This is a genomic window from Thermoplasmata archaeon (assembly GCA_035632695.1).
Taxonomy (GTDB): Archaea; Thermoplasmatota; Thermoplasmata; order RBG-16-68-12; family RBG-16-68-12; genus RBG-16-68-12.
Map to the genome: position 1 here is coordinate 1 of DASQGG010000181.1, position 24,918 is coordinate 24,918.

Here is a 24,918-nt window from a genome sequence, read left to right on the forward strand (position 1 = left end):
CGCGGTACTTGAACAAGGGGGACACGTCGATGAGGCCCGCGGCACCGCGGATCGCGTGGTACTCCATCTCGGGGACGAGCTGGTACGACGTGGCGCACACGTAGCCCGACCAGTTCCGCCATCCGAAGCTTTCGCAGAGCACGGACGTCCTCGCATGGAACGGCGTCCCCCGCGGCACGCGTCTCCTCCCGCCGAATCGACGAGGGCAAGCCTCGACTCGGGTTAAACCTTTAGGGGTGGCGAAATTCGAACGCCCCGGAAACGAATCGTTAAATGGAACACGTTCATTCCGAGCCCTCCGGGTCCGCGGGACGGGAGGAGACGGCGCGATGGCCACCGCCTACGATGCGATCGTCATCGGCGGGGGGCATAACGGCCTGGTCACCGCGGCGTACCTGGGACGCGCGGGAAAGAAGGTCCTGGTCCTCGAGCGCCGGCACCTCGTCGGCGGCGCGGCCGTCACCGAGGAGGTGGTCCCCGGGTTCAAGTTCACGGTCTGCGCCTACGTCTGCAGCCTCCTGCGGCCCGAGATCATCCGCGATCTGAGCCTGCCGATGAACGGCTACCAGATCATTCCGGTGGAATCGACGCTCACGCCGTTGGAGGACGGGCGCTATCTGTTCCGAGGCGCGGACCCGGACGAGAACCGGAGAGAGATCTCCAAGTTCTCCAGGCGGGACGCCGAGGCGTACCCCAAGTTCGGGCGGCTCATGGTCAAGATTGCGAGGTTCGTGAAGCCGCAGATCGGCATGACGCCGCCGGACCTCGGCTCCATGAGCCCCGCGAACCTACGGCGGATGTTCGAGCTGCGGGGTCAGTTCAAATCCGCGGACCAGGAGACGCTCTACACGTTCGCACGCCTCATGACCATGTCGAGCGCGGACTACCTGGACGAATGGTTTGAGACGGACGCCCTCAAGGGGACGATGTGCGCCAGCGGGATCATCGGCACGTTCCTCGGTCCGAGGTCTCCGGGTACCGCGTACGTGCTGATCCACCACTACACGGGCGAGGTCGACGGCGCCTTCCGGGCGTGGGGGTTCGTGAAGGGCGGGATGGGGATGGTCAGCGAATCCATCGCATCCGCCGCCCGTTCGTACGGGGTCGATATCCGCGTGAACGCGGACGTGCGGCAGATCCTCGTCCAGGACGGGCGGGCGATCGGCGTCGAGCTCGCGACCGGGGAGCGGATCTCCGCGAGGGTTGTCGCCTCGGGTGTGGACCCCAAGCGGACGTTCCTCCAGATGGTCGAGCGGGATGCGCTGCCGCCGGACTTCGTCCGCGGCATCGAGGCGTACAACATGGAGGGCTCAAGCGCGAAGGTGAACCTCGCCCTCAAGGACCCGCCGAACTTCACCTGCATGCCCGGCGAGGGCGCCCACCTCCAGGGAGCCATCTCGATCAGCCCCAGCGTGGAATACATGGAACGCGCGTACGACGACGCGAAGTACGGGGACTATTCGAGGCACCCGTACATGGACGTCATGGTGCCCTCCGCGATCGACCCGGGCATGGCACCTCCCGGGAAGCACATCATGTCCATCTTCGTCCAGTACGCGCCGTACCATCTCCGGAGCGGGACGTGGGACGAGAAGCGCGAGGCCTTGGGCGACACGGTCGTGCAGACCCTCGCCGAGTTCGCGCCGAACCTCCCCAGGGCGATCATAGGCCGCCAGGTCCTCACCCCGCTCGACCTCGAGCGGACCATCGGCCTGACGGGAGGCAACATCTTCCACGGCGAGCTCACGCCTAACCAGCTGTTCTTCCTCCGACCCGTGCCGGGCTGGGCGCAATACCGCAGTCCGATTCGCGGGCTCTACCTATGCGGCTCGGGGGCCCACCCGGGTGGCGGGGTCATGGGCGCGCCGGGATACAACGCGGCCCGAGAAATCCTGAACGACTGGCCCCCGTGGAGGTCGTGATTCTGGCGGATGCCTACGATGTGATCGTGATCGGGGCCGGACACAACGGCCTCGTGGCCGCGGCCTACCTCGCCCGCGCGGGACTCCACGTCCTCGTCCTGGAACGCCGGAGCGTCGTCGGCGGCGCGGCCACCACGGAGGAATTCCATCCCGGGTTTCGTGGCCTTCCGGGCGCCACCCTATGTGGGAACTTGCGCCCCGAGGTCGTCCGGGACCTCGGCCTAGGCGGGCACGGCCTTCAGCTCCTCCCGCTCGACCCCGAGGTCGTCAGCCTGGGCGATGGAAGGGTGTTACGCCTTTGGCGGGATTCCCACCACGCCGCTCAGGAGATCGCGGCGTTCTCGAAGCGGGATGCCGCGGCGTTCCCGGCGTTCCAGTCCCTCCTGGCCAGGGTCGCGGAAGCCGTGGATCCGCTCCTCATGAAGCCGCCACCCGAAATCTCGGAGTGGAAGTGGTCCGACCAGCTCCTCCTTGCGCGGCGAGCCCTCGCGTTGCGCCGCGGGGGCAAGGATGTCCTGAACCAGGCCGTCCGGATGATCCCGATGAGCCTCCGAGGGGTGCTCGACGAGTGGTTCGAGGATGACACGCTGAAGGGAACCCTCGCGGCGGACGCCCTCATCGGCACCTTCCGCGGACCTTACTCGCCCGAGACGGCGTTCGGCCTCCTCCACCACGCCCTCCCGGCGGTCCATGGACTCGCCTGGAGCATGGTCCGCGGCGGCATGGGGCAACTCACGCGTCTCCTCGCCCTGGCCGCCCAAGGGTCCGGTGCCTCGATCCGCACGGACGCCGAGGTCCGGCACATCCTCACGAAGGACGGGCACACGACGGGCGTGCAGCTCGCGTCGGGCGAGATCCTCCTGGCCCGCGTGGTCCTCTCCAACGCCGACCCGAAGCGGACCTTCCTTCATCTCGCGGACCCTGCCGAGCTGCCGCGCGATTTCCTCGATTCGATCCGCCACTTCCAGACGGAGGGCATCGTCGCCCGAGTGAACCTTGCCCTCGACGGGCCGCCGACGATCCCGGGAACCGAGGGCGCGGTGGCCCATCTCCGAGTCGCGCCTTCGATGGAGTACCTGGAGCGGGCCTACGATGACGCGAAGTACGGGGCCGTGTCCCGGAAGCCGTTCCTCGACGCCGTGATCCCCACGCTGCTCGACCCGAGCCTTGCGCCGACGGGCAAGCACGTCATGTCCGTCACGGTGCAGTACGCGCCGTACCACCGGAAGACGGGCAATTGGGATCGCGAGCGGGAGCGGCTGGGCGACACGGTGGTTGAGGTGCTCGACGAGCACCTGCCGGGTTTGGGCAAGCTCGTGCTCGAACACGAAGTCCTGACCCCGGTCGACCTCGAGCGGCGCTTCGGCCTCACGGACGGGCATATCTACCATGGGGAGATGACCCTGAACCAGCAGCTCGTGTTGCGTCCCGCGCCGGGCTGGAGCCGCTACCGCACGCCGATCGAAGGCCTGTACCTGTGCGGCGCCGGTGCCCACCCGGGAGGCGGCGTCACGGGAGCGCCGGGTCACAACGCCGCCCAAGCCGTCCTCACCGACCGTCGAACTCGAGGCGCGTGACCCGTTCAGAGCCGCAGCTTCCGGACGAGATCGCTCATCGCGCTGCCGAGGTCCTGGGACTGGAGGAATCTCGGCTCGACGAACTCGAGTCGCTGCCACCACGGTGGCAGGACCTTCGGCGAGGCTCCCCTCACCTCGTACACGAAGCAGAGGTCGAAGTGGCGGCGCCCCGGGTACCAGGAACTCGGATCGTAGAAGGAATGGATCTCCGGCGCCGCGAGACGTTTCGGGGACATCTGGAGTTGATCCTCCATGACGCGCCGGGCCGTGTCCGCGGGATGCTCGCCCTCATACAGGAAGGCCGCAGGGAGGCGCCACGAGCGGAACTCGGCCTCCTGGTCCGCACGCGTGTACGTGCTGATGTTCGGCTGCCACTGCGTCCTCCACTTCCGCTGATCCCGGGGGATGCCGGCGAGGACCTTCGAACCTTGACGGACGATCACGAAGGTGGAGGCGCAGAATCCGGCGTCGGGCATACCGTACCGAGGGGCAGGCCCGTACCGGACGAACTTGGCCACGGGAGGGCGAATCGTTCCTTCTACTTGAACCGTGAGGGGCCGGGGCTCGATTGAGGAGTACCTAAGGGGAGAAGACCCCCGCGACCTTGGGGTATGGCCTGGCTTCCCACACGGCCTGGAGGCCGCAGATGTACCGCGTGAGCCGCTCCACGCCGATTCCGAAGCCGGCGGACGGGGGGATGCCCTCCCGCAGCATGTCGAGATACCACCCGTACTTCGCGGGATCCGCTCCCGTCTCCCGCAACCGGCGGACTACCAAGTCGTACTCGAACTGCCTCTCCGCGCCGCTGATCGCCTCCCCGAACCCCTCCGGATAGAGGAGGTCGAAGTCCCGGAGTATCCCAGGTCGCTCCGGATCCTCACGGTCGTAGAATCCGCGCGACTCCCTCGGGTAGTCATACACGAAGAACGGCTCGGGAAACAGGGAGGAGAGGAACTCCTCCCGGTCCCAGGGCAACTCGACGCCGTAGGGGACCGATCGGCCGCGTTCTTCGAGGATCTTGAGCGCCTCGTCGTAGCGCAGTCGACGGAAGGGCACGTGAGCCCCGTTCAGGGAACGGCCCAGCGCCGCCAGCTCGCCCGCGTGACGGTCTTTCATGCGGTCGTGCACGTGACTCACGAGGTCCTCCGCCCGACGCATCGCGGCGAGATAGTCCGCACCCGCCTCCTCGATGTCGACTTGGACGAACTCGACGAGATGACGACGCGTCGCGGCGGTCTCGAGCGGTTCAAGCCGGACGTTCGGCGAGAAGAAGTACACCCGGCCCAGGGATGCGGCCATCATCTGTTTGTAGAGGATGGCGCTGGACATCACGGTGTACGGCCGCCCGTAGAAGTCGATGACCGCCTGCGTTGCCCCGCGAATCCCCGGATCCGAGGCGGGGCCAATGATCGGAGGGAGGAGTTCCGTGAATCCATGGTCGTTGAGATACTCTCGAATCGCGTCGCCCAGGGCCGCCTGGATTCGCAGAACGCGTTGCATCTTGGGCTCACGCACAGTCCGGTACGAGGTTCCGAGTTGGTCAAGGTGGATACCCGATCCATCTGGCATAGGAGGATGACAAGAGACGCTGGGCTAGTTAAGCGTTATCATCGATTTTATATCAATTTGTCATCCTAGTGTATGAATATGGACGTGTAAATAATCCGTTAGATAAAGCCCGTTCGGGGCTCCGAAATTAGGCAAGGCTTCATGAATGACCGGGGACTCGAATCGAGCGAGACGATGTCCGACATTCTCGAACCGGGATCCAAGGCGCCCGACTTTGCAGCGGTCGACCAGGACGGCAACGCGGTTCGCCTCCGCGATTTCTCCGGCCGGCCCGTGGTCCTCTACTTCTACCCCGCCGACATGACCACGGGGTGTACCATGGAGGCGTGTGCCTTCCGTGACGAACGGGACAAGTTTCAGTCCTTGGGCGCCGTCGTGCTCGGAGTCAGCGTCCAAGACGCGGCGTCCCACCGCGAGTTCCGAGCGAAGCACCATCTCAACTTCCCCTTGCTTGCAGATCCCGAGAAGTCCATCTGTAGGGCGTACAACGCCTTGGGGCTGCTGGGCATGGCCAAGCGCGTGACCTACGTGATCGGGCCCGACGGGACCATCGTGGACTCCTTCAAGTCCATCAACCCCAAACCCCATGTGGAACGGGCGCTTCGGGTGGTGGCCGAACAGGGGTCGAGCCATGCCGTCCAAGGTCCCGCTGCCTCCGGTCCGCATTCCGCGTAGCGTGCCCATCCACTACGAACGCTTCTCCGACCGGTTCCACGGGTTCGAGGATGTCGACGCGATCCGGTCCATCTTCGGACCGCGCACCCGTCGGGTCCTGCGGTCCCTGCGCGTCGAGTACTTTTCCGTGCCTTGGGGCTACATGGGAGTGAGCGACACGGACGGTCACCTGATCGTGTCCGCGCACTACCTGAAGACCGGCAAGCCCCGCGACATCTACCTCGACATCGTGCACGAGCTCGTGCACGTGCGCCAATTCGCGGAGGGGAAGAGCCTGTTTCCGGACGGCATCGGTTACGCGGACACGCCCACGGAAATCGAGGCGTACAAGCACTGCCTCGCGGAGGGTCGGCGGCTCGGGATGACGGAGCGCGAGCTCTTCGAGTACCTGAAGGTCGAGTGGATGAACGAGAAGGAAGTCCGGAAGCTCGCCCGCAACGTCGGCGTGAAGGCGCCGCCTCCGAAGCCTGCGAAGAAGACGAAGCCTTGACCGGGGCGCGGCCGCAAAGTACATGGCCGACCCGCCGTCATGGTTCTCCTTCCATGTCGCCCGAAGGGCCCGCGCGGCTCCTCGTACGGTATCCGTCCCGCATCCGCGTCGACGAGGAGATTGATCTGAGGCTCGTCCGAAAGCGGGACGCGACCGAGATCTTCGCCCTCACGGAACGGAACCGGGCTTACCTGCGGCGGTGGCTCCCGTGGGTGGACGGCACCCGCAGCGTGGAGGACACGAGGGCCTTCATCCAGCGGTCTCAGGAGCAAGTACGCGTGGGCCAGGGGTTCCAGTCCGGCATCGTGTTCCGCGGTGAGCTCGTGGGCGTCATGGGGTTCGTCTACGTGGACGGTGCGAACCGGCGGGCCGAGATCGGCTATTGGATCAGCGAGGACCATCAGGGGCGCGGGATCATGACGCGCGCCTGTCGCGCCCTCGTGGATTTCGCGTTCGGGTCGCTTCGATTGAATCGCGTGGAAATCCGCGCCGACATGGAGAACCGAAGGAGCCGCGCGATCCCGGAGCGCCTGGGGTTCCGCCAGGAGGCGGTCTTCCGAGGTGCGGGTTGGATGTACGACCACCACATCGACCTCGTCATGTACTCCATGCTTCGAGACGAGTGGGATGCCGCCCGGGCGACGGGGGCCGCGAAGCCTTAAGAGGGAACTCCCGCGGTCCCGGTCTCGAAGGAGTGACAGCATTCGTGTCGTCTTGTTCGGCGCGGGCGCCATGGGGACCGTGGCGGCTCGCCATCTCGTGCGCTTGAAGGAGATTAACGACCTCGTGATTGCGGACCTCGTGCCGGTGCGCGCCCGTGCCTTGGCCGCCGCGCTTCGGAGTCTGAAGGCCCGCGCAGTGCCCCTCAGAGACCCCGCGCCGGGCGGTCTCGCCCAGGTCCTCCGGGACGCCGACCTGGCGATCAACGCGGCCCACGCGGACCTCGACCTCCCGCTCATGGACGCGTGCCTCGAGGCGGGGTCGAACTACATGGACCTCTCCTCGGAGCCGTCCAAGCAGCTCCCGTATGACACCCGGTTCCGCAACGCAGGGCTCACGGCCCTGATGGGCGGGGGCGAGGACCCCGGCATCGGCAACGTGTTCGCGCGGCGCGGGGTCGACGCGCTGGACACCGTGGATGCCATCCGGATCCGCGACGGGGACACGGCGTCGGCCTCCGACACGCCTCTGCCCGTGGTCTGGTCCCCGGAGACGTTCCTCGTCGAGGTCTTCAGCCCGGGCCTGGTCTTCGAGGACGGCAAGCTCATCCGTCCTCCGCCCTGGAGCGGCCGGGAGACCTATCCGTTCCCGGAGCCGGTCGGACCCCAACCCGTCTACCTCATGGACCACGAGGAGCCCGAGACCCTGGGCCGGTTCATCGGCAAGGGCCTCCGGTACGCGGACCTGAAACTCGCGATCGACGATGCGACGTACCACGTCCTCCGCACAATCCACGACCTCGGCCTCCTCCGGGACGAGCCGCTCAACGTAGAAGGGACGCGCGTCTCACCCCGGAAGCTGCTCATGAGCCTAGTGCGCCGGCCCGCGGATCTTGTCGGCCGGGTCACGGGCACCGCGATGATCGTGGTCGAAGTGGACGGCAGCAAGGATGGGGAGCGGGTCTCGCAGCGCCTCTACACGGGTATGCGGCACGAGGACGCCGCCCGGCGGCACAACGCTACGGCGACGGGGTATCTGGTCGGGACGGGAGCGGCCGTGTTCGCGACCCAGTTCGTCCGGGGGCAGATTGCCGAGAAGGGAGTCATCTCCGCGGAATGCCTCGACCCGGCGGAGAGCCTGCGCCTCATGGGCCGAATGGGGTTGAGGGTGGCGCACGAGACTCAGACGGCGACGCCCCTGAACTGACCCGCAAGGCCATGAGCGGCCGGCGCTTCGACCTGCCGGATGCTGGACACCGCCACCGCCCAGGAACTCGGCGCATTCCTCTTCGTCGCGCCGATCGCGGGAGCCGCGGCGTTCGGCCGCTCGCTCCTCGGTCCTAGGGGGCGAACCGTCGCGGCGCGGGCACCCGCCCGCGGCACGGAAGCGCTCTGGCTCGGCACCATCGGGGTCGCCCAGCTCTGGACTCTAGCCGTCGCGCTCGCGCCGGGCTGGTTCTACGCGGACTTGGCCGTCGGTGGGATCCCGCTGTCGACGGGCGTGCAGGTCACCGGTCTCGTCCTCTGGGGCGTGGCCGCGGGACTGGCCGCGTGGTCCTTCCAGAGCCTGGGCCGGTTCATGACGGTCTCCATCCGGGTCACCGAGGGCCATGAACTCGTCCAGAAAGGACCCTACGCGCACGTCCGCCATCCTACGTACACGGCCGTCGTCATCCTCGTCGTCGGGCTGGCGCTCGTGTTCCTGAGTGTTCCCTTGCTGATCGCCGCGTGCGTGGCTGCCCTCCTCGCCCGGCACCGCGCGAACCTCGAGGAGGACCTCCTGCGCTCGCCCGAGGGTTTCGGCGCGGCGTACGACGCGTATAGGGCCTGCACGGGGCGGTTCCTGCCTCGACTCCGGAGGTCGGGGCCGTGAGGCTCGGGGGAAGACCGCGGTCGTCACGGGGGCGGGCCGAGGCATCGGCCGGGCGGTGGCGGAGCGCCTGGCCGCAGAGGGCGCCGCGATGGCGCTCCTGGCCCGGACGCGGAAGGAGCTGGACGAGGCGGCCGGTGCGATTCGCCGGAAGGGGGGCAAGGCGACGGAAGTCCCTTGCGACCTTGCGGTTCCGGAAGAAATCGCGAATGCGGCACGCACGTGCGTGGACGCGCTCGGGACCCTCGACGTCCTGGTGAACAACGCCGGAGTGTACGAGGGACTGGGCCGGGCCGCGTAGGTCGATCGGGACAACTACGATCGCACGATGGCGGTGAACGTCCGCGCGCCATGGCTCCTCGCGAAGGCGCTGGTGCCGCACATGCAACGCGACGGGAGCATCATCAACGTGACCTCGGGCCTCGCGGACGGCCCCGCAGCGGGATGCTTCCCGTACTCCCTGAGCAAGTGGGCCTTGGAGGGGTTGTCGAGACAACTCGCGGCAGAGCTCACGCAGCGGGTCAACGTCGTGGACCCCGGGCTCGTCGTGACCAGGATGTCTGGATTCGCCGGGAAGCAGCCGAATCGAGTCACGGAGGTTTTTGTGTATCTCGCCTCGGACGAATCGCGAGGCGTCACGGGCCAGGTGCTCGCAGCGTCGGCGTACGGGACGAGCTAAGCGCCATCACCGCACGTCGTGTCATGTTTTCTCAACGTTACAGCATATGCGATTGGTTGAGAGGTCCGGGACGACGTACGCTGGAACGATAGCCATGGCGCCCAACCTCGAACCGTTGTTCTCGGAGCGGGCAAAGCTGTTGAAGGCGTCCGATGTCCGTGAGCTCCTGAAGTACACCCAGGATCCCTCGATCATCAGCTTCGGCGGTGGCCTGCCGAGCCCCGACGCGTTTCCGGTGGAGGACCTCAAGATCATCTTCGAGGAGCTCCTCCACGAGGACAACACCCCGGCCTTGCAGTACGGCCCGACGCCGGGCGATCCCCTCCTGAAGAGCGCCCTCGCGACGATGATGGCCTCTCGGGGAATCGCCGCCAAGGCGGACCAGATCATCGTCACCCACGGGGCCCAGCAGGCGCTCGAACTCTTCGGCCGCGTGTTCCTCGACCCCGGCGACATCGCCATGGTCACCCAGCCTACGTACCTCGGCATCTTCACAGCGATCAGCGTGTACCAGCCCGCGTACCACGGCATCCCGACGGACGAGGAGGGTATCCTGCCCGACGTGCTCGAGGAGAACCTGCAGGCGCTGGCCATGGACCGCATCCGGCCCAAGTTCGTCTACGTGGTCCCGACGTTCCACAACCCCACGGGCGTGACGATGTCCCTGCGCCGTCGCCAGGCCCTCGTGGACCTAGCCGCGGAGTATGAGGTCCCGATCATCGAGGACGACCCGTACTACGACGTGCGCTTCGAGGGAGACCCCGTGCCGCCGATCGCCTCGCTGGACAAGGAGGGCTGGGTGATCTACCTGGGCAGCTTCAGCAAGGTTCTGGCGCCGGGCTTCCGCGTGGGCTTCGCGCACGGCCCCCCGGACCTGATCGCCAAGATGGCCCTCGCGAAACAGGGAGTCGACCTGTTCACGAACGGCTGGGGACAGCGCGTCGCGGAGCGGTACCTGAGCCTTGGCCTGATGAAGAAACACCTCCCCAAGATCCGCAGGCTGTACCGCCACAAGCGGGACGTCATGCTGGAGGCCCTGAAGGAGACCTGGCCCGAGAATGCAACCTGGACGAGACCCCAGGGCGGGTTGTTCCTCTGGACCACGGTCGACCCGAACGTCGACACGAAGGAGCTCCTGCCGCGGGCCGCCGAGAAGGGCGTCATCTACGTCGCGGGCCACGGCTTCTACGCCGGGAGCCCGGAGATCAACCACATGCGGCTCAACTTCAGCTTCCCGAGCGATGCGAACATCCGCAAGGGGATCGGTATCCTGGGCGAGGTCCTCCGCGAAGAGAAGGGCACGCCCCAGTTGCTCGCTCCCATCGCCAAGTGAGCCGCTGGATCAGGACTCGGACCCGTCGAACGCCGTGAGCGTGGGCTGCCGCGTCTTGGGCCGGACCAGGTCTGTGACTCGAACGCCCAGGAGCCTCACCTTCCGCCCGCGAGATTCGAACTCCTTGACCAGGTCGCGGGCCACGGCCCTGAGCGCAGCCTCGTCGAGGATGTGGCTCGGTAGTTTCCTCTCCCGCAGGTGCGTCTGGAAGCCCTCGAACCGGATCTTGATGCCTGCGTTCCCGAATGACGCGCCCTGTCCCTTGGCCCGCAGGTACACGTTGTGAGCGATGCTGTCCAGGGTCTCCAGGACGACGGACCAGTCGGCCACGTCCCGGTCGAACGTCCGCTCGACGCTGATGCTCTTCGGATCGGGCCGTTCTTCCACGGGCATCTGCTCGATGCCCTTCGCAATCCCCCAGAGCCAGACCGAGTTCTTCCCCAAAAGCTTCTTGAGCTCCCCGCCGGGGAACGCCGCGAGCTGGCCAATCGTTGTGACGCCCGCGTGCTCGAGGATCTGGGCGGTTTTCGTGCCGACGCCACTGATCCGTGTCACCGGGAGCGGCTCGAGGAAGATCGGCACCTCTTCGGGTCGGATGACGAGGAGGCCGTCCGGCTTCGCGAGGTCGGACGCGATCTTCGCGGTCGACTTGTTCGGCGCCGCGCCGATTGTGCATGCGAGGCCCTCCCGGTCTTGGACCGCGGTCTTCACCCGCCGCCCATAGTCGGCCGCCGCGTCGAAGCCCGTAACCTTCGGCGTGACCTCGAGGAACGCCTCGTCGATGCTCGAGTGTTCAAGGATGTCCGCGTGCTCCCGGAGCACGCCCATCACGCTCTCGGACACGGAGCCGTAGAGGTCGTAGTTCGGCGGCAGGTAGACGGCATCGGGAAGCTTCTTCCACGCTAGGCTGATCGGCATGCCACTGCGGATGCCGAGTCCACGGGCTTCGTAGCTACAGGCCATCACCACGCCGCGGCCTTTCCCGCCCTTCGGGTCCGCCCCGACGATCACGGGTTTGCCAACGAGCTCGGGCTGCTCCCGCCGCTCCACGCTGACGTAGAAGGCATCCATGTCCACGTGGAAGATCACACGCCAAGGCCCCGCCCCGGCGGACTCCCTGCGGGCCTCCGCGAGCACGGCCTCGATGAACGGCCCCTTGGCATCCGTGTAGCCTACCCGATCCGACGTGTACCGAGCGGCGAACTCCTGCTTCAGGGACGCGTACGCAGCGGCGCGATCCGGATGGGCTCGGAGGAAGTTGCGGAAGAGAACATGCCCCATCCAGAAGGGACTCGCAAATTCGACCATGTGGATGTGGAAGGTACGGCTGCCCGGCGGCCCTTTGTGGAAGTAGCGCCGCTCCGGGATCGTGGCCTCGCCGTCGGGACGGTACACGTAGCCGAACGATTCGAGGGCGGCGATGCACGGCGGGGCCTCGCTCAGCCGACGGATCCCGACCATGATGTCGATCGTGGGCTTCGACCGGAGGCCGGGCACTGCGGTGCTGCCGACGTGCTCGATCGCGAGGACGCGGTCCCCGAGGGCCGTGGCGACCGCCTCTTTCTCCTCCGCGAAGCGCTGAGGCCACGAGGGATCGTAGGGCACGAGGACGACCGGATAGCCTTGGCTCGATTCCGGGGTGGGGGAGGACATCGCGATCCTCACCGGGAGCTCATCCGAAGTCCACCAGGCTCTTCTGGCCCGCTGCGCCGCCCTGGGCGGGGAACTCGTATTCCATGAGGCCGGCGAGCCGCCGGAACTCGTTCACGCTCCCGGGGCCGAAGCCGGCGTAATGGTTGTTGAAGAAGACCATGGCTCCCTTGACCGAGTCCGCGGCGTCCTCGAGCTCCTTGTACCACGCGCGCATCTCCGCGGACTTGTCCTTCTGGACCTCGTGGAACTCCGTGATCTCGCGGTCCCCGACCATTCGGAGGTAGACCGAGTCCGACGTCACCGCGGACGGACTCTTGAGGTACTGGTTCTCCGTCCAGACCATGGTCACGTTGCGGTCTCGCAGGAGGCTGTACACATCCTCGCGGAACCAGGACGCGTGCCGGAACTCGACCGCGTGGCTGTACTTCGGGTCTAGGGACTTCACGAAGTCTTGCATCACGGTCCAGTCGCGGTCGTACTTAATCGATGGCGGGAGCTGGGCGACGAGGAAGCTCGCCTTCTCCTTGAGCTCCTTCGCGGACGCATAGAACCAGCCGAGCGGCTCCGCGACCTGCCGGAGCTTCTTCTCGTGCGTGATCCGCTTGGGCATCTTCATCGTGAACAGGAACCCTGGCGGCGTCGCCTTGTACCAGGCCTTCGTCGTAGCGGGGCCCGGGTTGCGGTAGAACGAGGAGTCGACCTCAACGGCATCGAAGACCCTGGAATACAGCGGGAGGTACTCCGACTTCGGCGTGTCCTTCGGGTAGAAGCTCCCGAGCCAGTCGTCGTATCCCCAGCCGCTGCATCCGACGCGGAGCTTCTCCTTGAGGTCCATCGGAGGCGAGAGGATGGCGGCCGCGGCAGATTAAGGCTTGCCGAATGCAGGCGCGCGGGTCTGCGCCGCCTCAGTCGCGGGCGTGAGGCAGGACGCGCGCGAGGATCGCTTCCAGGCGCGTGAGCCTGTATGAGGCATCGGTCGTGATGACGCTGATGACCACGCTCGCGGCACCGCCGATCACGAAGCGCCTCCCCCGGAATTCCGCGTCGCGGACGTGCTCCCGGCAGCCGCCGTCCCCTGGGTACCGCAGCCCTCCGAGAATCTCCGGAGGCGGGCCTGACGATGAACGCCGACGCCGTGGAGCGCGGCCGGGAGACACCGGAAGGCTGAAATCGGCTCCGGCGCTTTGGCGCGGCGATGTCCGAGCTCGCCGAACGCGGCGCCCGGCGCCTCGAGTGGGCGCGGGACCACATGCCCGTCCTCGCCGCCATTCGGACGGAGCTCCAGAGGTCCAAAATCCTCAAGGGGCTCCGGATCGGCATGGCGCTCCACACGGAGGCCAAGACCGGCGTGCTCGCGCTCACGCTCCGGGAGGCCGGGGCGGACGTCCGCCTAGCCTCCTGCAACCCCCTGTCCACGGACGACAGCGTCGCGGCCGCCCTCAAGGAGGTCCACGGCCTCGACGTGTACGCGAAGAAGTGGCAGACCGCGGAGGAGTACTACGAGAACCTGCACAAGGTCCTCGACCTGAAGCCCGACCTCGTGATCGACGATGGCGCCGACCTTATCTTCCTCTTGCACACGAAACGCCGCGAACTCCTCGACCGCGTACGCGGCGGCAACGAGGAGACGACCACGGGCATCATCCGCCTGCGGGCCATGGAGAAAGACGGCGAACTCAAGTTTCCCGTCATCGACGTGAACGACGCGAAGATGAAGCATCTCTTCGACAACCGATACGGCACGGGCCAGAGCACCTTCGACGGGATCATGAACGCGACGAATCTCCTGGTCGCCGGCAAGGCGTTCGTCGTCGCGGGCTACGGATGGTGCGGGCGCGGAATCGCCATGCGGGCCAAGGGGATGGGCGCCCGCGTGATCGTCACGGAGGTCGACCCCGTGCGGGCCATCGAGGCCACGATGGACGGGTACGAGGTCCTTCCCATGTCCCAAGCCGCGAAGGTCGCGGACTTCATCGTGACCGCCACCGGCGACAAGGACATCGTGACCGCGAAGCACTTCCCTGCGCTCAAGGACGGCGTCGTACTCGCGAACGCGGGACATTTCAACAACGAAATCTCCATCAAGGATCTCGAACAGGCGGCGAAGACGAAACGCCGCGTGCGGGAGTTCGTTGACGAGTATACCTTGACCGGGGGCAAGCGCATCGACGTCCTCGCGGAGGGACGCCTCGTGAACCTGGCCGCAGGCCAGGGCCATCCCGTGGAGATCATGGACATGAGCTTCGCCATCCAGGCGGTCAGCGCGGCCCACCTGGCCAAGCATGCAGGCGAGCTCGAGCATCGTGTCTACGCGGTGCCCGAAACGCTGGACAACCAGGTGGCCCAGCTCAAGCTCAAGACCATGGGGATCCGCATCGACTCCCTCTCCCGCGCCCAGAAGACGTACTTGGAGTCGTGGCACGAGGGCACCTGATCCCGTCCGGATCCCGACAGGGTCCGCGAAGCGAGCGGTCCTGACCGACTTCGACGGGACCGTGACCCGCACCGACGTCGCGGAGGATATCCTGGAGGAGTTCGCACCGCCCGAGTGGTGGGAGATCGAGGAGGAACACCGGGCCCGGAAGATCGGGACGCGGGAGACCATGGTTCGCCAGTTCGCCCTCGTCCACGCGAGCGAGGCGGACATGCTTCGGTTCGTCGATGCGCACGTGCGTCTGGATGGGACCTTCCCCCCGTTCGTGGCCTATTGCGAGAGCCGAGGGATCCTCCTCGAGATCGTGAGCGAGGGGCTCGACTTCTACCTCCGCCACCTGTTGGAGAAGTGGCGGATCGCGGTGCCCGTACGCACGAACCGGACGACGTTCGAGGGCGGTCGGGTGACGATCGCTTATCCGTATGCGGATCCGACGTGCAACCTCTGCGGCACGTGCAAGCTCCGCCGGCTCTTTGAGCTGCGAGTCCAGGGGCACCAGGTCGTCTACGTCGGGGACGGGCACTCGGACCTCTGCCCCGCGATCGAGGCCGACGTGGTCTTCGCGAAGAAAGAACTCGCGGAGCTGTGCCGCGAGGAAGAGATCGTATTCATCCCCTTCGACAGCTTTGCGGACGTCCAGCGGGAGATGGACCGGTGGCCGTGAGGAGCTTCGTCGGGGCCTTCGGGCACGTCGTCCTCGACCACATCGTTTCCGTCCCCCGTCTGCCGAAACCGGACACGTCCATCGAGATCCTCGACCGCAGCCGGTACTTCGGTGGGACGGCGGGAAACCTGGCCCGGGCCACGGCTCGGCTCGGGACGCGGGTGTCCCTGGCCTCGTTCGTGGGAGCGGACTTTCCAAAGGACTACCGATCCGCGCTGGCCAAGGATGGCGTGGACCTCCGCGATCTCCGGGAAGTGCCGGGGTACCCGACGCCCACGGCCTGGGTCTTCTCCGACCCGAGAGGCCAGCAGATGACCGTCATCGATCAAGGGCCCTGGAGGATCGCGCCGCGGATGCCCGTCCTCCGCCACAGCGTCCGAGACGTGGACCTCGTACACGTCGGCACGGGTCGGCCGGAGTACTATGCGAAGGTCATGCGCGCCGCGCAAGAGGCCGACCGCCCCATCGCCTTCGATCCGGCCCAGGAACTCCGATATGTCTACGACCGGCGCCGGTTCCGTGCGCTCTTCCGCATGGCCACCTACTTCTTCGGGAACGAAGCGGAGGTCGCCCAGGCAATGCGGTTCGTCGGCGCGACGTCGGTCGTCGATCTCCTCCGGACCGCCGAGGCCGTCGTGGTCACGCGCGGCGCCAAGGGAAGCGCGGTGATTACGCGGGACGGGAGATTCCGGATCCCCGCGGTCCGGCCCCGCCGAATCGTCGACGTGACCGGCGCGGGGGACGCGTATCGCGCGGGCTTCTACGCGGGCCTCGCTCGGGGTTACGATCTGCGGCACTGCGGCATCCTGGGTTCTGCGGTCGCGAGCTTCACCCTCGAAGAGAAGGGTACGCAGACGAATCTCCCGACCTGGAAGCAGGCCGTCGCGCGCGCACGACATCACGCGACGTTCTGACGATGCTCCAGAGAAGAATTCGGAGGAGATTATGGAAAGGGTTATATCGTCACCGGAGGTTCGCCCCCTCGGTGACCAGGGATGGCTATCGGGTTCGTGCTCATTAGCACGGCTCCTGCAAAGGAGCACGAGGTGTACAACGAGCTCCTCAAGGTCAAGGAGATCGTAGAACTACATCCGCTGTTCGGAGAGTACGACCTGATCGCGAAGATTGAGGCGGAGGACTTCAACGTCCTCGGCCAGGTGGTCGTGGACAAAATTCGGAGCATCCCCGGCGTCATCGACACGAAGACCCTGACCGGGATCAAGTTCTGAGGCGAAACGCATGGCGGCGCTCGATGCATGGCAACTCTGGTCGTTCGTGACGATTCTGATTCTGACGTTCGCCCTGTTCCTCCTGATTACAGGGGCGTTCACCGCGTACTTCGGGAGCGGGAAGAGCCGGAAGATTGGGGCCGGCCTGCTTGTGGGTGGTTTGGTCGTCGGGATTCTCTGGGCGTACTACGTCTACACGGCGCACCCCATCGCGGGAGTCCTCGCGGGGCCCGTGGGTTTGGGCACCGTGGTGATTCAGGCGATCGGCGTAATCCTCGCCGCCGTGATTGGCGCCGGAATCGCGATTGGGCTGTTCCTCCTCGCAATCATGAAGAGCTGAGGACGCAGCCCCTCTTTCTCTCGTCGCGAATGTGAGTCCACGGGCCGGAGGGTGGGAAGCCTTAATTGCCCACCCTTGCTTCTGCCCAACCGATGCCCGTCGATGTGCTCATCGTCCTGGGGAGCAAGAGCGACGCGGAGGTCGGCAAGGCCGCCGGGAAGATCCTCGACGAGTTCGGGGTCGAATACGAGATCGTCGTGGCCTCGGCCCACCGCACGCCGGACCTCCTGAGAGACTTGGTCCGGAACACCCCCGCCAAGGTCTTCATTGCGGTCGCGGGTCTCTCCGCCGCGCTGCCGGGTACCATTGCCGCACACACCCTGAAGCCCGTCGTGGGCGTGCCTGTGAGCGGCAAGGTGAACCTTGACTCGATTCTCAGCGTGACCCAGATGCCGCCGGGAGTGCCCGTAGCGGCCGTCGGGCTCGATCGTGGCGAGAACGCCGCGATCCTCGCATCCCAGATCCTCGCGCTGGGCGACGAGCGGCTCGCGGGCAAACTCAAGGAGCATCGCGAGGCCTTGAAGAAGTGGGTCCTCGAGGACTCGCGCACGCTGAAGGATGAGTGATGTTCGACCCGAAGGCCTTCGTGGAGGAGCAGGTCACCGCCCTCCGGGAGGCCGTGAAGGGGAAGGCCATCATCGCGGTGTCCGGCGGGGTCGACAGCACAACCGCCGCGGTCATTGCATCCCGCGCCCTCGGGAATCGCCTCCTCGCGGTCTACGTGGACACGGGGCTCATGCGGAAGGGCGAGACGGCCGACGTCGCGACCACCCTCGAAGGCCTTCGCGTCCATCACCGGATCATCGATGCGGCGGACGAGTATTTCGCCGCCCTGAACGGCGTCACGGATCCGGAGAAGAAGCGGCACATCATCGGAAACAAGTTCATCGAGATCTTCGAGCGGGAGGCGTCCGCATTCGGCGCGTCCTACCTGGTCCAGGGGACGATCGCCCCGGACTGGATCGAGAGCGGTGGCCAACTGCGGGATCGGATCAAGTCCCACCACAACGTCGCAGGGCTCCCGGAGAACATGAAGCTGAAACTCGTCGAGCCGCTGAGGGACCTCTACAAGGACGAGGTCCGCAAGGTCGCTCGCGAGCTCGGCGTGCGCGTCGCGGAACGCCAGCCCTTCCCTGGACCTGCCCTCGCGGTCCGGGTGATCGGCGAAGTGACGCCCGAGCGCGTTGCCTTGGCCCGAGAGGCTTCCGCGATTGTTGAAGAGGAGCTGGAGCTCGCGGCGAAGAAGGGGCTCATCTCCCTCCCGTGGCAGTACTTCGCCGCCCTCCTGCCCGTACAGACGGTCGGCGTCCACGGAGACCTCCGCGTGTACGGAAGCACGGTCGCGGTGCGGTCCGTGGAATCCATCGACGGGATGAGCGGGACCTACTCGAAGATCCCCCACGAGGTCCTCGATCGAATCAGCATCCGAATCACGAACGAGGTCAAGGGCATCAACCGCGTCGTGTACGACATCACGAACAAACCGCCGGCCACGATCGAGTGGGAGTAGCCCTTCAGGCGCTCGGTGTCCTCTCGGCCGCGAGACCGCTCCGGATCTCCCGGTATATGAGGATGAACAGGCCAATCGAAATGGCGCTCGTGCCCAGGCCCGCAACGATGCCGGCAAGGAAGGGCAGCAGAGACGCAATGGTCAGGAGGCCGCTCCCCGCGGCGAATGCCGCGAGCCCGGACCACACGATGGCTCCGGCGGCACCGAGGCTCATCGCCACCAGGAGGCGAACGCGCGCATCTTCCTGGGCAAGCCCCTGGACCGCGTAGTAGAGAGTGAGCCCCGCGAAGATCGCGCGCATCCCCGCCAAGACGACGCTCAGGCTCGTGGCCCAGTCCGGCGGAGCCGATCCGATCCCCGGGAAGGTGAGGAACGGCCCCGTGAGGGAGGGCACGACAATCCCGGTGGCCAGGAGGACCATCGTGACCGCCAGCCAGGGCAGCGTCCGCTCCACGGAAACCGCGTGCTCCCGTCCTAACTCCCGACGGCTCCCCCAAAGGCCCGCGAGGCCGACGCAGTAGGCGAGTCCCGCACCCACGCCGAGAATCAGCAGGAACCAGGAGAGGACGAGCAGGGCGTTCCCGAGCATCACCCGCTGGTCGATCGTGGGGGACGGGAGACCGTACGCCGGGATGAGGGCGATCAGGCCGACCGCGGTGAGGACCGCCAGAGCCAGGAATCCCTCCAGGCCTCGGATCGCCCAGGTCAAGCCCCGAGCCGCCCGGTCTCTCACCGGACGCCGCGGTCCCTCGGGCATGGAGCCCCGGATACCGCCGCCGCGTACATAAAGAGCCGGCCACCGCCGCCGTGGTCGGAGAAAGCTTTTTCCCCGGCCCTCGCTTGCGACCTCCATGCGTGTCTACGTCGTCGACAACGGAGGGCAGTGGACCCACCGTGAGTGGCGGGTGCTCAAGTACCTAGGCGCGGACACGAAGATCGTACCGAACGACACGCCGGTGGCCCAGCTCCAAGATGTGGACGGCCTCGTGCTGTCCGGGGGCGCGCCGCGGGTCGGGATCGACCCCGGCAAGATGGGCCGGAACGGCGAGTACCTCGATGGGATCGAGGCACCCATCCTGGGCATCTGCGCCGGACACCAGTTCATGGCGAAGCATTTCGGGGGCGACGCGGCCCCGTCCGCGGTGCCCGAGTTCGGGAAGGCGGTACTCACCGTGAAGCAGGCGGACGTCCTCTTCGACGGCCTGCCGTCCTCCTTCGAAGTCTGGGAATCGCACAACGACGAGGTCAGCGCCCTCCCCAAGGGGTTCACGGCCCTTGCGAGTTCCCCCAATTGCGCGGTCCAGGCCATGCGGAGCCAAAACCGGGCCCTGTTCGGCCTCCAGTTCCACCCGGAGGTCGAGAACACCCAGCACGGCTACGAGATCCTCCGGAACTTCCTCAAGGTGTGTGAGGGCTGAACAGCGTTTTATCGCGACACGTCCTTTCCGTCGCGTGGCCCTCAAGGTCCCCGTCTCGCAAGTCTTGAAGGAGGCCCTCGTGGTCCGGGACCAGGACTCGTTCGAGCGGTGCCTCGGTGAGTCGGTTCGGCGGCAAGGCGGCAGCTACCAGGACTACATCGACCTCGTGTCCCGCGTGCGCGAAACCGCGAACCGGCGGAAGGTCACCTTGCGCGAAGCGGCGCGGTTCCTGGCGGATCAGCCATAGACGTTCGGGTTGACGAGGAAGTCGGGCTTCTTCCCGTCGAGGGCCTTCAGCACCTGATCCGCGATGATCGCGCCGGCGCGGGTCTGCGCCTCGTGGGTCGACGCGCCTAGATGCGGCGTGAAGGTCACGTGGGGCGCGGTGAGGAGCGGGCTCCCCACGGGCGGCTCCTTCTCGAACACGTCGAGGGCGGCACCCGCGATCACGCCGTTCCTCAGCGCCTCAGCGAGGGCGGACTCCTGGACGATCTCCCCGCGAGCGCAGTTCACGAGGACCACGGTCTTCTTCATGCTCGCGAGGTCCTTCGGGCCGATCATCCCCCGGGTTTCCGGCGTGAGCGCGGCATGGACGCTGATGAAGTCCGAATCCCGCAGCACGCGTTCCTTGTCCACCAAGGCGACGTTGATCTTCTGGGCAATCTCCGCCGGAAGGTACGGATCGAAGGCGATGACCTTCATGCCGAATGCCTGGGCCCGTTTCGCGACCTCGGCGCCGATGCGGCCCGAGCCGATCAAACCGAGGGTCTTCCCGTACATCTCGTGGCCCTCGAACTGCTTCTTCTCCCACTTCCCCTCCTTGATGCTCTTGTCCGCCTGGGGCAGGAAGCGGCACCAGGAAATCATGTGGCCGATCGCGAGCTCCGCGACGCTGACCGTGCTCGCGGTGGGCGCGTTCACGACCAAGATCTTGCGGGCGGTCGCCACGTCCACGTCGATGTTGTCCACCCCCACGCCGGCCCGGCCCACGACCTTGAGGTTCGCGGCCTTCCCCAGGACCTCCTTGGTGACCTTCGTGCGGCCTCGCACGATGAGCGCATGGTAGGCGGGAATCTGGTCGAGGAGCTGTTTCGCGTCGAGCTCGGCAACATCGACCTGGTGGGCCTTCTTCAGCGAGGCGACCGCGTCCGCCTCGAGTCCGTCCGTGATCAGGATCTTCATGGTCTCGCGGGGCCCAAAGACGGCCCCGGATAAAAACTCAGATGCCCCGTAGTGCAATGACTGTAAGGACCAGGAGCGCGACAAACAAGAGCACGCCGAGGACCAGCATCCATCGCGCGATCCTCTCGTCGGAGCCGAAGACCACGGGGATGGGGCCTAAGAAGACCACGCCGCCCCATCGGCGCTGCGGTGCCGCGGGTGGGGTCCCCGCCGGCGGAGGGACGGGACCGGGAGCGACGGGAGACGTGTCCGGGATGCTCCCGGTCAGGAAGAAGACGAACACACCGGCGACCATGAAGACGATGCCGAGGATCGACCACACCCCCGTGGCGGTGACCACGGGAAAGACCACGAACAGGCTCAGGGTGGCCTCACCCTGCAGGAAGCCTACGGCCAGCGCGGCCAGGCCGCCCAAGAACAGTGCGGGTCCTGCGAGCCGGACGAGGCGCACGGCGCAGCCCATCCGTGGACCTCGCTAAAGCTTTGCCTGCCCCGGAATCACGCCGGATCTGTAGGACTGGAGCGAACGGACGCCGAGGTCACCGCGACGCAGTTCCTCGATGGCCTGCGCGGCGGCGATCGCCGCCTGCACGGTCGGGATGAACGGGATGTTGAGGTCCACGGCCAGCCGACGCATCATGTAGCCGTCCCGCCGTGCGCCACTCGAGTTCGTCGGCGTGTTGATCACGAGCTGGATCTGCCCGCGGCGCATGAGCCCGAGGGCGTCCGGGGATTGGTTCTCGCTGATCCGGTAGACCGTCGTGACCTCGACCCCGTGCTCCCGGAGGAACTGCGCCGTGCCGCGCGTCGCGTACAGGATCAGCCCCTGCTTCGCGAGCCGCGCCGCCACGGGCAGGAACGCGGGCTTGTCCTCGTCCCGGACCGTGAGGTAGACGCCCCCCGCACTCGGCAGGACGTTGCCCGCCGCAATCATCGCCTTCGCGTACGCGCGGCCCAGGGTGCGATCGATCCCCATGACCTCCCCGGTGCTCTTCATCTCAGGCCCCAGGACCGCGTCCACGCCGGGCAGGCGCTGGAAGGGGAAGACGGGCGCCTTGACCGCGACGTGGTCGATGCGGGGTTCCTTCCCGAGGCCGAGACGCTTCAAGGATGTGCCGAGCATGACCTGGGTGGCCACCTTGGCGAGGCTCACGCCGATCGCCTTGGAGACGTAGGGGACCGTGCGGCTGGCACGCGGGTTCGCCTCGAGCACGTAGACGGTGCCGTCCTTGACCGCGAGCTGGAGGTTCGCGAGACCCACGATGTGCAAGGCCCTGCAGATCTTGCGCGTGGTCGTCCGAATCTGCTTGAGGACTTCGTCCGAGAGGGTCTGGCTCGGCAGGACGCACGCCGCGTCGCCCGAGTGGATCCCGGCCTCCTCGATGTGCTCCTGGATTCCGCCGATGAACAGGTCCCGGCCATCCGCGACGACGTCCACGTCGATCTCCGTCGCGTGGGAGAGGTACTTGTCCACGAGGACGGGGTGGTCCTTCGAAACGCGGGTCGCCGCCTCCATGAAGTCCCGGAGCTCGTCTTCGCCATGTACGATCTCCATGCCCCGCCCGCCGAGCACGTAGGAGGGGCGGACGAGGACGGGATAGCCGACGCGGGCCGCAGCCTCGCGGATCTCCTCGAAGCTGTAGCCCGAGGCCCCGGGAGGCTGGGGGATTCGCAATCGGGTCATGAGCGCGGCGAACCGACGCCGATCCTCCGCGAGGTCGATGAAATCCGCGGGGGTCCCAAGGATCCTCGTCTTCGACCGGCGTCGGGTGAGCTCCCGTTGGAGGGGGACCGCCAGATTGATTGAGGTCTGACCGCCGAACTGGACGATCACGCCGTCGGGTCGCTCGACGTCAATCAGATTGAGGACGTCCTCCAAGAGGAGCGGCTCGAAGTAAAGGCGGTCCGAGATGTCGAAGTCCGTGGACACGGTCTCGGGGTTGTTGTTCGCGATGATCGCGGTCCGGCCGGCCTCCCGCAACGCGAAGATCCCCTGGACGCAGCAGTAGTCGAACTCGACGCCCTGGCCGATGCGGATCGGGCCCGCGCCGACGATCAGAACCTTCCGGCGGCCCCCCCGCCGCGCCTCCGAGGAGGGCTCGAAGGTGGAGTAGAAGTAAGGAGTCTCGGCCTCGAACTCGCCTCCGCATGTGTCGACCATCTTGTACGCGACCCGCGGGCGGGATCGGCGCACCCTATCCTCCCGCCAGCCGAGGATCCGCGCCAAGTCCGCATCCGAGAATCCGAGCCGCTTGGCGCTCGCGAGGAGCGTCTTCGACGGCGATGCCGCCTTCAGGCGCGTCTCGAAGTCGACGATGCCCCGGACCTTGCGGAGGAAGAAGGGATCCCACGCCGTGAGTTCGGCCACCTTCTCGACGCCCCACCCCCGGCGCAAGGCTTCCGCGATCGCGAAGAGCCGGCGGTCCGTCGGATGCTCGAGGTCTTCTCGGAGCTCGGGGTCGGTCCGGGAGTCCGCCTCGAGCCCGATGCGACCCACCTCCAGGGACCGCACCGCCTTGAGGAGGGATTCCTCGAACGTGCGCCCGATCGCCATGACCTCCCCCGTGCTCTTCATCGAGGTCCCGAGGCGGCGATCGACGGTCCGGAACTTGTCGAAGGGCCACCGAGGAATCTTCGTGACCACGTAGTCCAGGGTGGGCTCGAAGGAGGCGAGGGTCCTGCCCGTGACCGGATTCGGGATCTCGTCGAGGGTCATGCCCACCGCGATCTTCGCCGCGATGCGCGCGATCGGGTAACCCGTGGCCTTCGAGGCGAGCGCGGAGGATCGCGAGACGCGGGGGTTGACCTCGATCACGCGGTACTCGCCCGTTTTCGGATGGACCGCGAACTGGATGTTGCAGCCGCCCTCGATGCCCAGTGCGCGAATGATCCGCAGGGCCGCGGACCGCAGGGTCTGGTGGTCCTCGTCGCTCAGGGTCTGGGCCGGGGCCACCACGATGGACTCGCCAGTGTGGACGCCCATCGGGTCCAGGTTCTCCATGTTGCAGATCGTGATGCAGTTGTCCGCGGCGTCCCGCATGACCTCGTACTCGAACTCCTTCCAGCCCAGGACGCTCTCCTCGACGAGGACCTGCTTGATCCGCGAGTACGCCACGCCCAGGGAGACGATGTGCTCGAGTTCGGCGGGATCATGGGCCACGCCGCTCCCGCTCCCGCCGAGCGTGTAGGCCGCACGCACGATTACGGGGAAGCCGAACTCGTCCGCGAAGGACCGCGCCGCCTCCGCATCGGAGACGGCCCGGCTCCGCGGAATGGGTTCGCCGATGGACCGCATGAGGGACGCGAACTTCTCGCGGTCCTCGCCCGCCTGGATCGCTTCGAGCCGTGTGCCGAGGAGTTCCACGCCGTACTTCGCGAGGACGCCCCGGTCCGCGAGCTCGCTGGAGAGGTTGAGCCCCGTCTGCCCGCCCATGCCGCTCAGGATCCCTTGAGGCCGTTCCGCGGCGATGATCTTCTCCAGGAATTCGACGGTCAGGGGCTCGACGTAGACGGCGTCCGCCATGTCCGGGTCCGTCTGAATCGTCGCGGGATTGCTGTTCACGAGGACGACGCGCAATCCCTCGGCCCGCAGGGAGCGGCAGGCCTGGGATCCCGAGTAATCGAACTCCGCGGCCTGTCCGATCACGATGGGTCCGGACCCGATGACCATGACGGTCTTCAGATCACGGCGCCTCGGAACGGCGGTCACCTCCC

The 24,918-nt window shown here is 66.7% G+C and carries 25 protein-coding genes and 1 pseudogene; 18 read left to right on the plus strand and 8 right to left on the minus strand.

The window, feature by feature from the left end:
* Positions 1 to 329 precede the first annotated feature (329 nt).
* Both VEY12_11350 and VEY12_11355 read left to right on the plus strand, forming a co-directional pair.
* Positions 330 to 1,922: an NAD(P)/FAD-dependent oxidoreductase gene (locus tag VEY12_11350; protein HYM40715.1), complete on the plus strand. Its 1,593-nt coding sequence runs from the start codon at positions 330 to 332 to the stop codon at positions 1,920 to 1,922.
* Positions 1,919 to 3,499 (plus strand): NAD(P)/FAD-dependent oxidoreductase, encoded by a 1,581-nt coding sequence (locus tag VEY12_11355; GenBank protein ID HYM40716.1) that lies wholly within the window; start codon positions 1,919 to 1,921, stop codon positions 3,497 to 3,499. The genes VEY12_11350 and VEY12_11355 overlap by 4 nt, the downstream gene beginning before the upstream one ends.
* Positions 3,500 to 3,504: 5 nt before the next feature.
* On the opposite strand, the gene VEY12_11360 is transcribed toward VEY12_11355, so the two are convergent.
* Positions 3,505 to 4,017: a hypothetical protein gene (locus VEY12_11360; protein ID HYM40717.1), complete on the minus strand. Its 513-nt coding sequence runs from the start codon at positions 4,015 to 4,017 to the stop codon at positions 3,505 to 3,507.
* 61 nt (positions 4,018 to 4,078) lie between these two features.
* Complete coding sequence (locus tag VEY12_11365) at positions 4,079 to 5,068, minus strand: asparagine synthetase A (GenBank protein ID HYM40718.1); 990 nt, start codon at positions 5,066 to 5,068, stop codon at positions 4,079 to 4,081.
* A gap of 174 nt (positions 5,069 to 5,242) precedes the next feature.
* Between VEY12_11365 and VEY12_11370 the strand changes: the two genes are divergently transcribed.
* From VEY12_11370 to VEY12_11400, 7 genes and pseudogenes are all read left to right on the plus strand, one after another.
* Positions 5,243 to 5,743 carry a peroxiredoxin gene (locus tag VEY12_11370; protein HYM40719.1) on the plus strand — a complete coding sequence of 167 codons (501 nt, stop codon included), beginning with the start codon at positions 5,243 to 5,245 and terminating at the stop codon, positions 5,741 to 5,743.
* Between the two features lies 1 nt (position 5,744).
* The gene (locus tag VEY12_11375; GenBank protein HYM40720.1) at positions 5,745 to 6,233 is read left to right on the plus strand and encodes a hypothetical protein; all 489 of its coding nucleotides are present in this window, start codon (positions 5,745 to 5,747) and stop codon (positions 6,231 to 6,233) included.
* A gap of 53 nt (positions 6,234 to 6,286) precedes the next feature.
* On the plus strand, positions 6,287 to 6,895 hold the full coding sequence (locus tag VEY12_11380; GenBank protein HYM40721.1) for a GNAT family protein: 609 nt from the start codon (positions 6,287 to 6,289) through the stop codon (positions 6,893 to 6,895).
* A complete protein-coding gene (locus VEY12_11385) occupies positions 6,861 to 8,099 on the plus strand; it encodes a saccharopine dehydrogenase C-terminal domain-containing protein (GenBank protein HYM40722.1) in 1,239 nt (412 codons plus the stop codon). The genes VEY12_11380 and VEY12_11385 overlap by 35 nt, the downstream gene beginning before the upstream one ends.
* 39 nt (positions 8,100 to 8,138) lie before the next feature.
* Complete coding sequence (locus VEY12_11390) at positions 8,139 to 8,765, plus strand: isoprenylcysteine carboxylmethyltransferase family protein (protein HYM40723.1); 627 nt, start codon at positions 8,139 to 8,141, stop codon at positions 8,763 to 8,765.
* Positions 8,713 to 9,441 (plus strand): annotated as a pseudogene (locus tag VEY12_11395) (SDR family oxidoreductase). Before VEY12_11390 ends, VEY12_11395 begins: the two are co-directional and overlap by 53 nt.
* Before the next feature lie 94 nt (positions 9,442 to 9,535).
* Complete coding sequence (locus tag VEY12_11400; GenBank protein HYM40724.1) at positions 9,536 to 10,774, plus strand: PLP-dependent aminotransferase family protein; 1,239 nt, start codon at positions 9,536 to 9,538, stop codon at positions 10,772 to 10,774.
* 9 nt (positions 10,775 to 10,783) lie between these two features.
* Here the strand turns inward: VEY12_11400 and dinB are convergent, their stop codons facing one another.
* The gene (dinB, locus tag VEY12_11405; GenBank protein ID HYM40725.1) at positions 10,784 to 12,427 is read right to left on the minus strand and encodes a DNA polymerase IV; all 1,644 of its coding nucleotides are present in this window, start codon (positions 12,425 to 12,427) and stop codon (positions 10,784 to 10,786) included.
* 19 nt (positions 12,428 to 12,446) lie between these two features.
* A complete protein-coding gene (locus VEY12_11410) occupies positions 12,447 to 13,262 on the minus strand; it encodes a DUF72 domain-containing protein (protein ID HYM40726.1) in 816 nt (271 codons plus the stop codon).
* 360 nt (positions 13,263 to 13,622) lie between these two features.
* Here VEY12_11410 and VEY12_11415 point away from each other — a divergent pair, with 360 nt between their 5' ends.
* From VEY12_11415 to guaA, 7 genes are all read left to right on the plus strand, one after another.
* The gene (locus VEY12_11415) at positions 13,623 to 14,861 is read left to right on the plus strand and encodes an adenosylhomocysteinase (GenBank protein HYM40727.1); all 1,239 of its coding nucleotides are present in this window, start codon (positions 13,623 to 13,625) and stop codon (positions 14,859 to 14,861) included.
* Positions 14,862 to 14,901: 40 nt separating this feature from the next.
* Positions 14,902 to 15,525, plus strand: a complete 624-nt coding sequence (locus VEY12_11420) for an MtnX-like HAD-IB family phosphatase (GenBank protein ID HYM40728.1) — start codon at positions 14,902 to 14,904, stop codon at positions 15,523 to 15,525.
* The gene (locus tag VEY12_11425) at positions 15,516 to 16,439 is read left to right on the plus strand and encodes a carbohydrate kinase family protein (GenBank protein ID HYM40729.1); all 924 of its coding nucleotides are present in this window, start codon (positions 15,516 to 15,518) and stop codon (positions 16,437 to 16,439) included. Before VEY12_11420 ends, VEY12_11425 begins: the two co-directional genes overlap by 10 nt.
* A gap of 81 nt (positions 16,440 to 16,520) precedes the next feature.
* Positions 16,521 to 16,754, plus strand: coding sequence for an Lrp/AsnC ligand binding domain-containing protein (locus tag VEY12_11430; GenBank protein ID HYM40730.1), 234 nt, complete (start codon positions 16,521 to 16,523; stop codon positions 16,752 to 16,754).
* 10 nt (positions 16,755 to 16,764) lie between these two features.
* A complete protein-coding gene (locus tag VEY12_11435; GenBank protein ID HYM40731.1) occupies positions 16,765 to 17,094 on the plus strand; it encodes a hypothetical protein in 330 nt (109 codons plus the stop codon).
* A 92-nt stretch (positions 17,095 to 17,186) separates the two neighbouring features.
* Positions 17,187 to 17,660 carry a 5-(carboxyamino)imidazole ribonucleotide mutase gene (purE, locus tag VEY12_11440; GenBank protein HYM40732.1) on the plus strand — a complete coding sequence of 158 codons (474 nt, stop codon included), beginning with the start codon at positions 17,187 to 17,189 and terminating at the stop codon, positions 17,658 to 17,660.
* Positions 17,660 to 18,604, plus strand: a complete 945-nt coding sequence (gene guaA / locus VEY12_11445) for a glutamine-hydrolyzing GMP synthase (protein HYM40733.1) — start codon at positions 17,660 to 17,662, stop codon at positions 18,602 to 18,604. Before purE ends, guaA begins: the two co-directional genes overlap by 1 nt.
* A gap of 4 nt (positions 18,605 to 18,608) precedes the next feature.
* Here the strand turns inward: guaA and VEY12_11450 are convergent, their stop codons facing one another.
* A complete protein-coding gene (locus VEY12_11450; GenBank protein ID HYM40734.1) occupies positions 18,609 to 19,361 on the minus strand; it encodes a hypothetical protein in 753 nt (250 codons plus the stop codon).
* A 94-nt stretch (positions 19,362 to 19,455) separates the two neighbouring features.
* On the opposite strand from VEY12_11450, the gene VEY12_11455 reads away from it, so the two are divergent.
* Positions 19,456 to 20,022, plus strand: coding sequence for a GMP synthase subunit A (locus VEY12_11455; GenBank protein ID HYM40735.1), 567 nt, complete (start codon positions 19,456 to 19,458; stop codon positions 20,020 to 20,022).
* Between the two features lie 34 nt (positions 20,023 to 20,056).
* Positions 20,057 to 20,269, plus strand: coding sequence for a hypothetical protein (locus VEY12_11460; protein ID HYM40736.1), 213 nt, complete (start codon positions 20,057 to 20,059; stop codon positions 20,267 to 20,269).
* Here the strand turns inward: VEY12_11460 and VEY12_11465 are convergent.
* The 3 genes from VEY12_11465 to carB are packed head-to-tail and all read right to left on the minus strand — an operon-like array spanning position 20,260 to position 24,913.
* A complete protein-coding gene (locus VEY12_11465) occupies positions 20,260 to 21,204 on the minus strand; it encodes a hydroxyacid dehydrogenase (protein HYM40737.1) in 945 nt (314 codons plus the stop codon). The two genes, VEY12_11460 and VEY12_11465, sit on opposite strands and share 10 nt — an antisense overlap.
* A 37-nt stretch (positions 21,205 to 21,241) precedes the next feature.
* Positions 21,242 to 21,667, minus strand: coding sequence for a DUF131 domain-containing protein (locus VEY12_11470; GenBank protein HYM40738.1), 426 nt, complete (start codon positions 21,665 to 21,667; stop codon positions 21,242 to 21,244).
* A 12-nt stretch (positions 21,668 to 21,679) separates the two neighbouring features.
* Positions 21,680 to 24,913 carry a carbamoyl-phosphate synthase large subunit gene (gene carB / locus VEY12_11475; GenBank protein HYM40739.1) on the minus strand — a complete coding sequence of 1,078 codons (3,234 nt, stop codon included), beginning with the start codon at positions 24,911 to 24,913 and terminating at the stop codon, positions 21,680 to 21,682.
* Between the last annotated feature and the right edge of the window lie 5 nt (positions 24,914 to 24,918).

Bases quoted from the DNA above. Each gene is read 5' to 3' on its own strand.
- VEY12_11350 (HYM40715.1), top strand. From the start codon at position 330: ATGGCCACCGCCTACGATGCGATCGTCATCGGCGGGGGGCATAACGGC.
- VEY12_11365 (HYM40718.1), bottom strand. From the start codon at position 5,068: ATGCCAGATGGATCGGGTATCCACCTTGACCAACTCGGAACCTCGTAC.
- VEY12_11370 (HYM40719.1), top strand. From the start codon at position 5,243: ATGTCCGACATTCTCGAACCGGGATCCAAGGCGCCCGACTTTGCAGCG.
- VEY12_11380 (HYM40721.1), top strand. From the start codon at position 6,287: ATGTCGCCCGAAGGGCCCGCGCGGCTCCTCGTACGGTATCCGTCCCGC.
- VEY12_11385 (HYM40722.1), top strand. From the start codon at position 6,861: ATGCCGCCCGGGCGACGGGGGCCGCGAAGCCTTAAGAGGGAACTCCCG.
- VEY12_11390 (HYM40723.1), top strand. From the start codon at position 8,139: ATGCTGGACACCGCCACCGCCCAGGAACTCGGCGCATTCCTCTTCGTC.
- VEY12_11400 (HYM40724.1), top strand. From the start codon at position 9,536: ATGGCGCCCAACCTCGAACCGTTGTTCTCGGAGCGGGCAAAGCTGTTG.
- dinB (HYM40725.1), bottom strand. From the start codon at position 12,427: ATGTCCTCCCCCACCCCGGAATCGAGCCAAGGCTATCCGGTCGTCCTC.
- VEY12_11410 (HYM40726.1), bottom strand. From the start codon at position 13,262: ATGGACCTCAAGGAGAAGCTCCGCGTCGGATGCAGCGGCTGGGGATAC.
- VEY12_11415 (HYM40727.1), top strand. From the start codon at position 13,623: ATGTCCGAGCTCGCCGAACGCGGCGCCCGGCGCCTCGAGTGGGCGCGG.
- VEY12_11430 (HYM40730.1), top strand. From the start codon at position 16,521: ATGGCTATCGGGTTCGTGCTCATTAGCACGGCTCCTGCAAAGGAGCAC.
- VEY12_11435 (HYM40731.1), top strand. From the start codon at position 16,765: ATGGCGGCGCTCGATGCATGGCAACTCTGGTCGTTCGTGACGATTCTG.
- purE (HYM40732.1), top strand. From the start codon at position 17,187: ATGCCCGTCGATGTGCTCATCGTCCTGGGGAGCAAGAGCGACGCGGAG.
- guaA (HYM40733.1), top strand. From the start codon at position 17,660: ATGTTCGACCCGAAGGCCTTCGTGGAGGAGCAGGTCACCGCCCTCCGG.
- VEY12_11450 (HYM40734.1), bottom strand. From the start codon at position 19,361: ATGCCCGAGGGACCGCGGCGTCCGGTGAGAGACCGGGCGGCTCGGGGC.
- VEY12_11455 (HYM40735.1), top strand. From the start codon at position 19,456: ATGCGTGTCTACGTCGTCGACAACGGAGGGCAGTGGACCCACCGTGAG.
- VEY12_11465 (HYM40737.1), bottom strand. From the start codon at position 21,204: ATGAAGATCCTGATCACGGACGGACTCGAGGCGGACGCGGTCGCCTCG.
- VEY12_11470 (HYM40738.1), bottom strand. From the start codon at position 21,667: ATGGGCTGCGCCGTGCGCCTCGTCCGGCTCGCAGGACCCGCACTGTTC.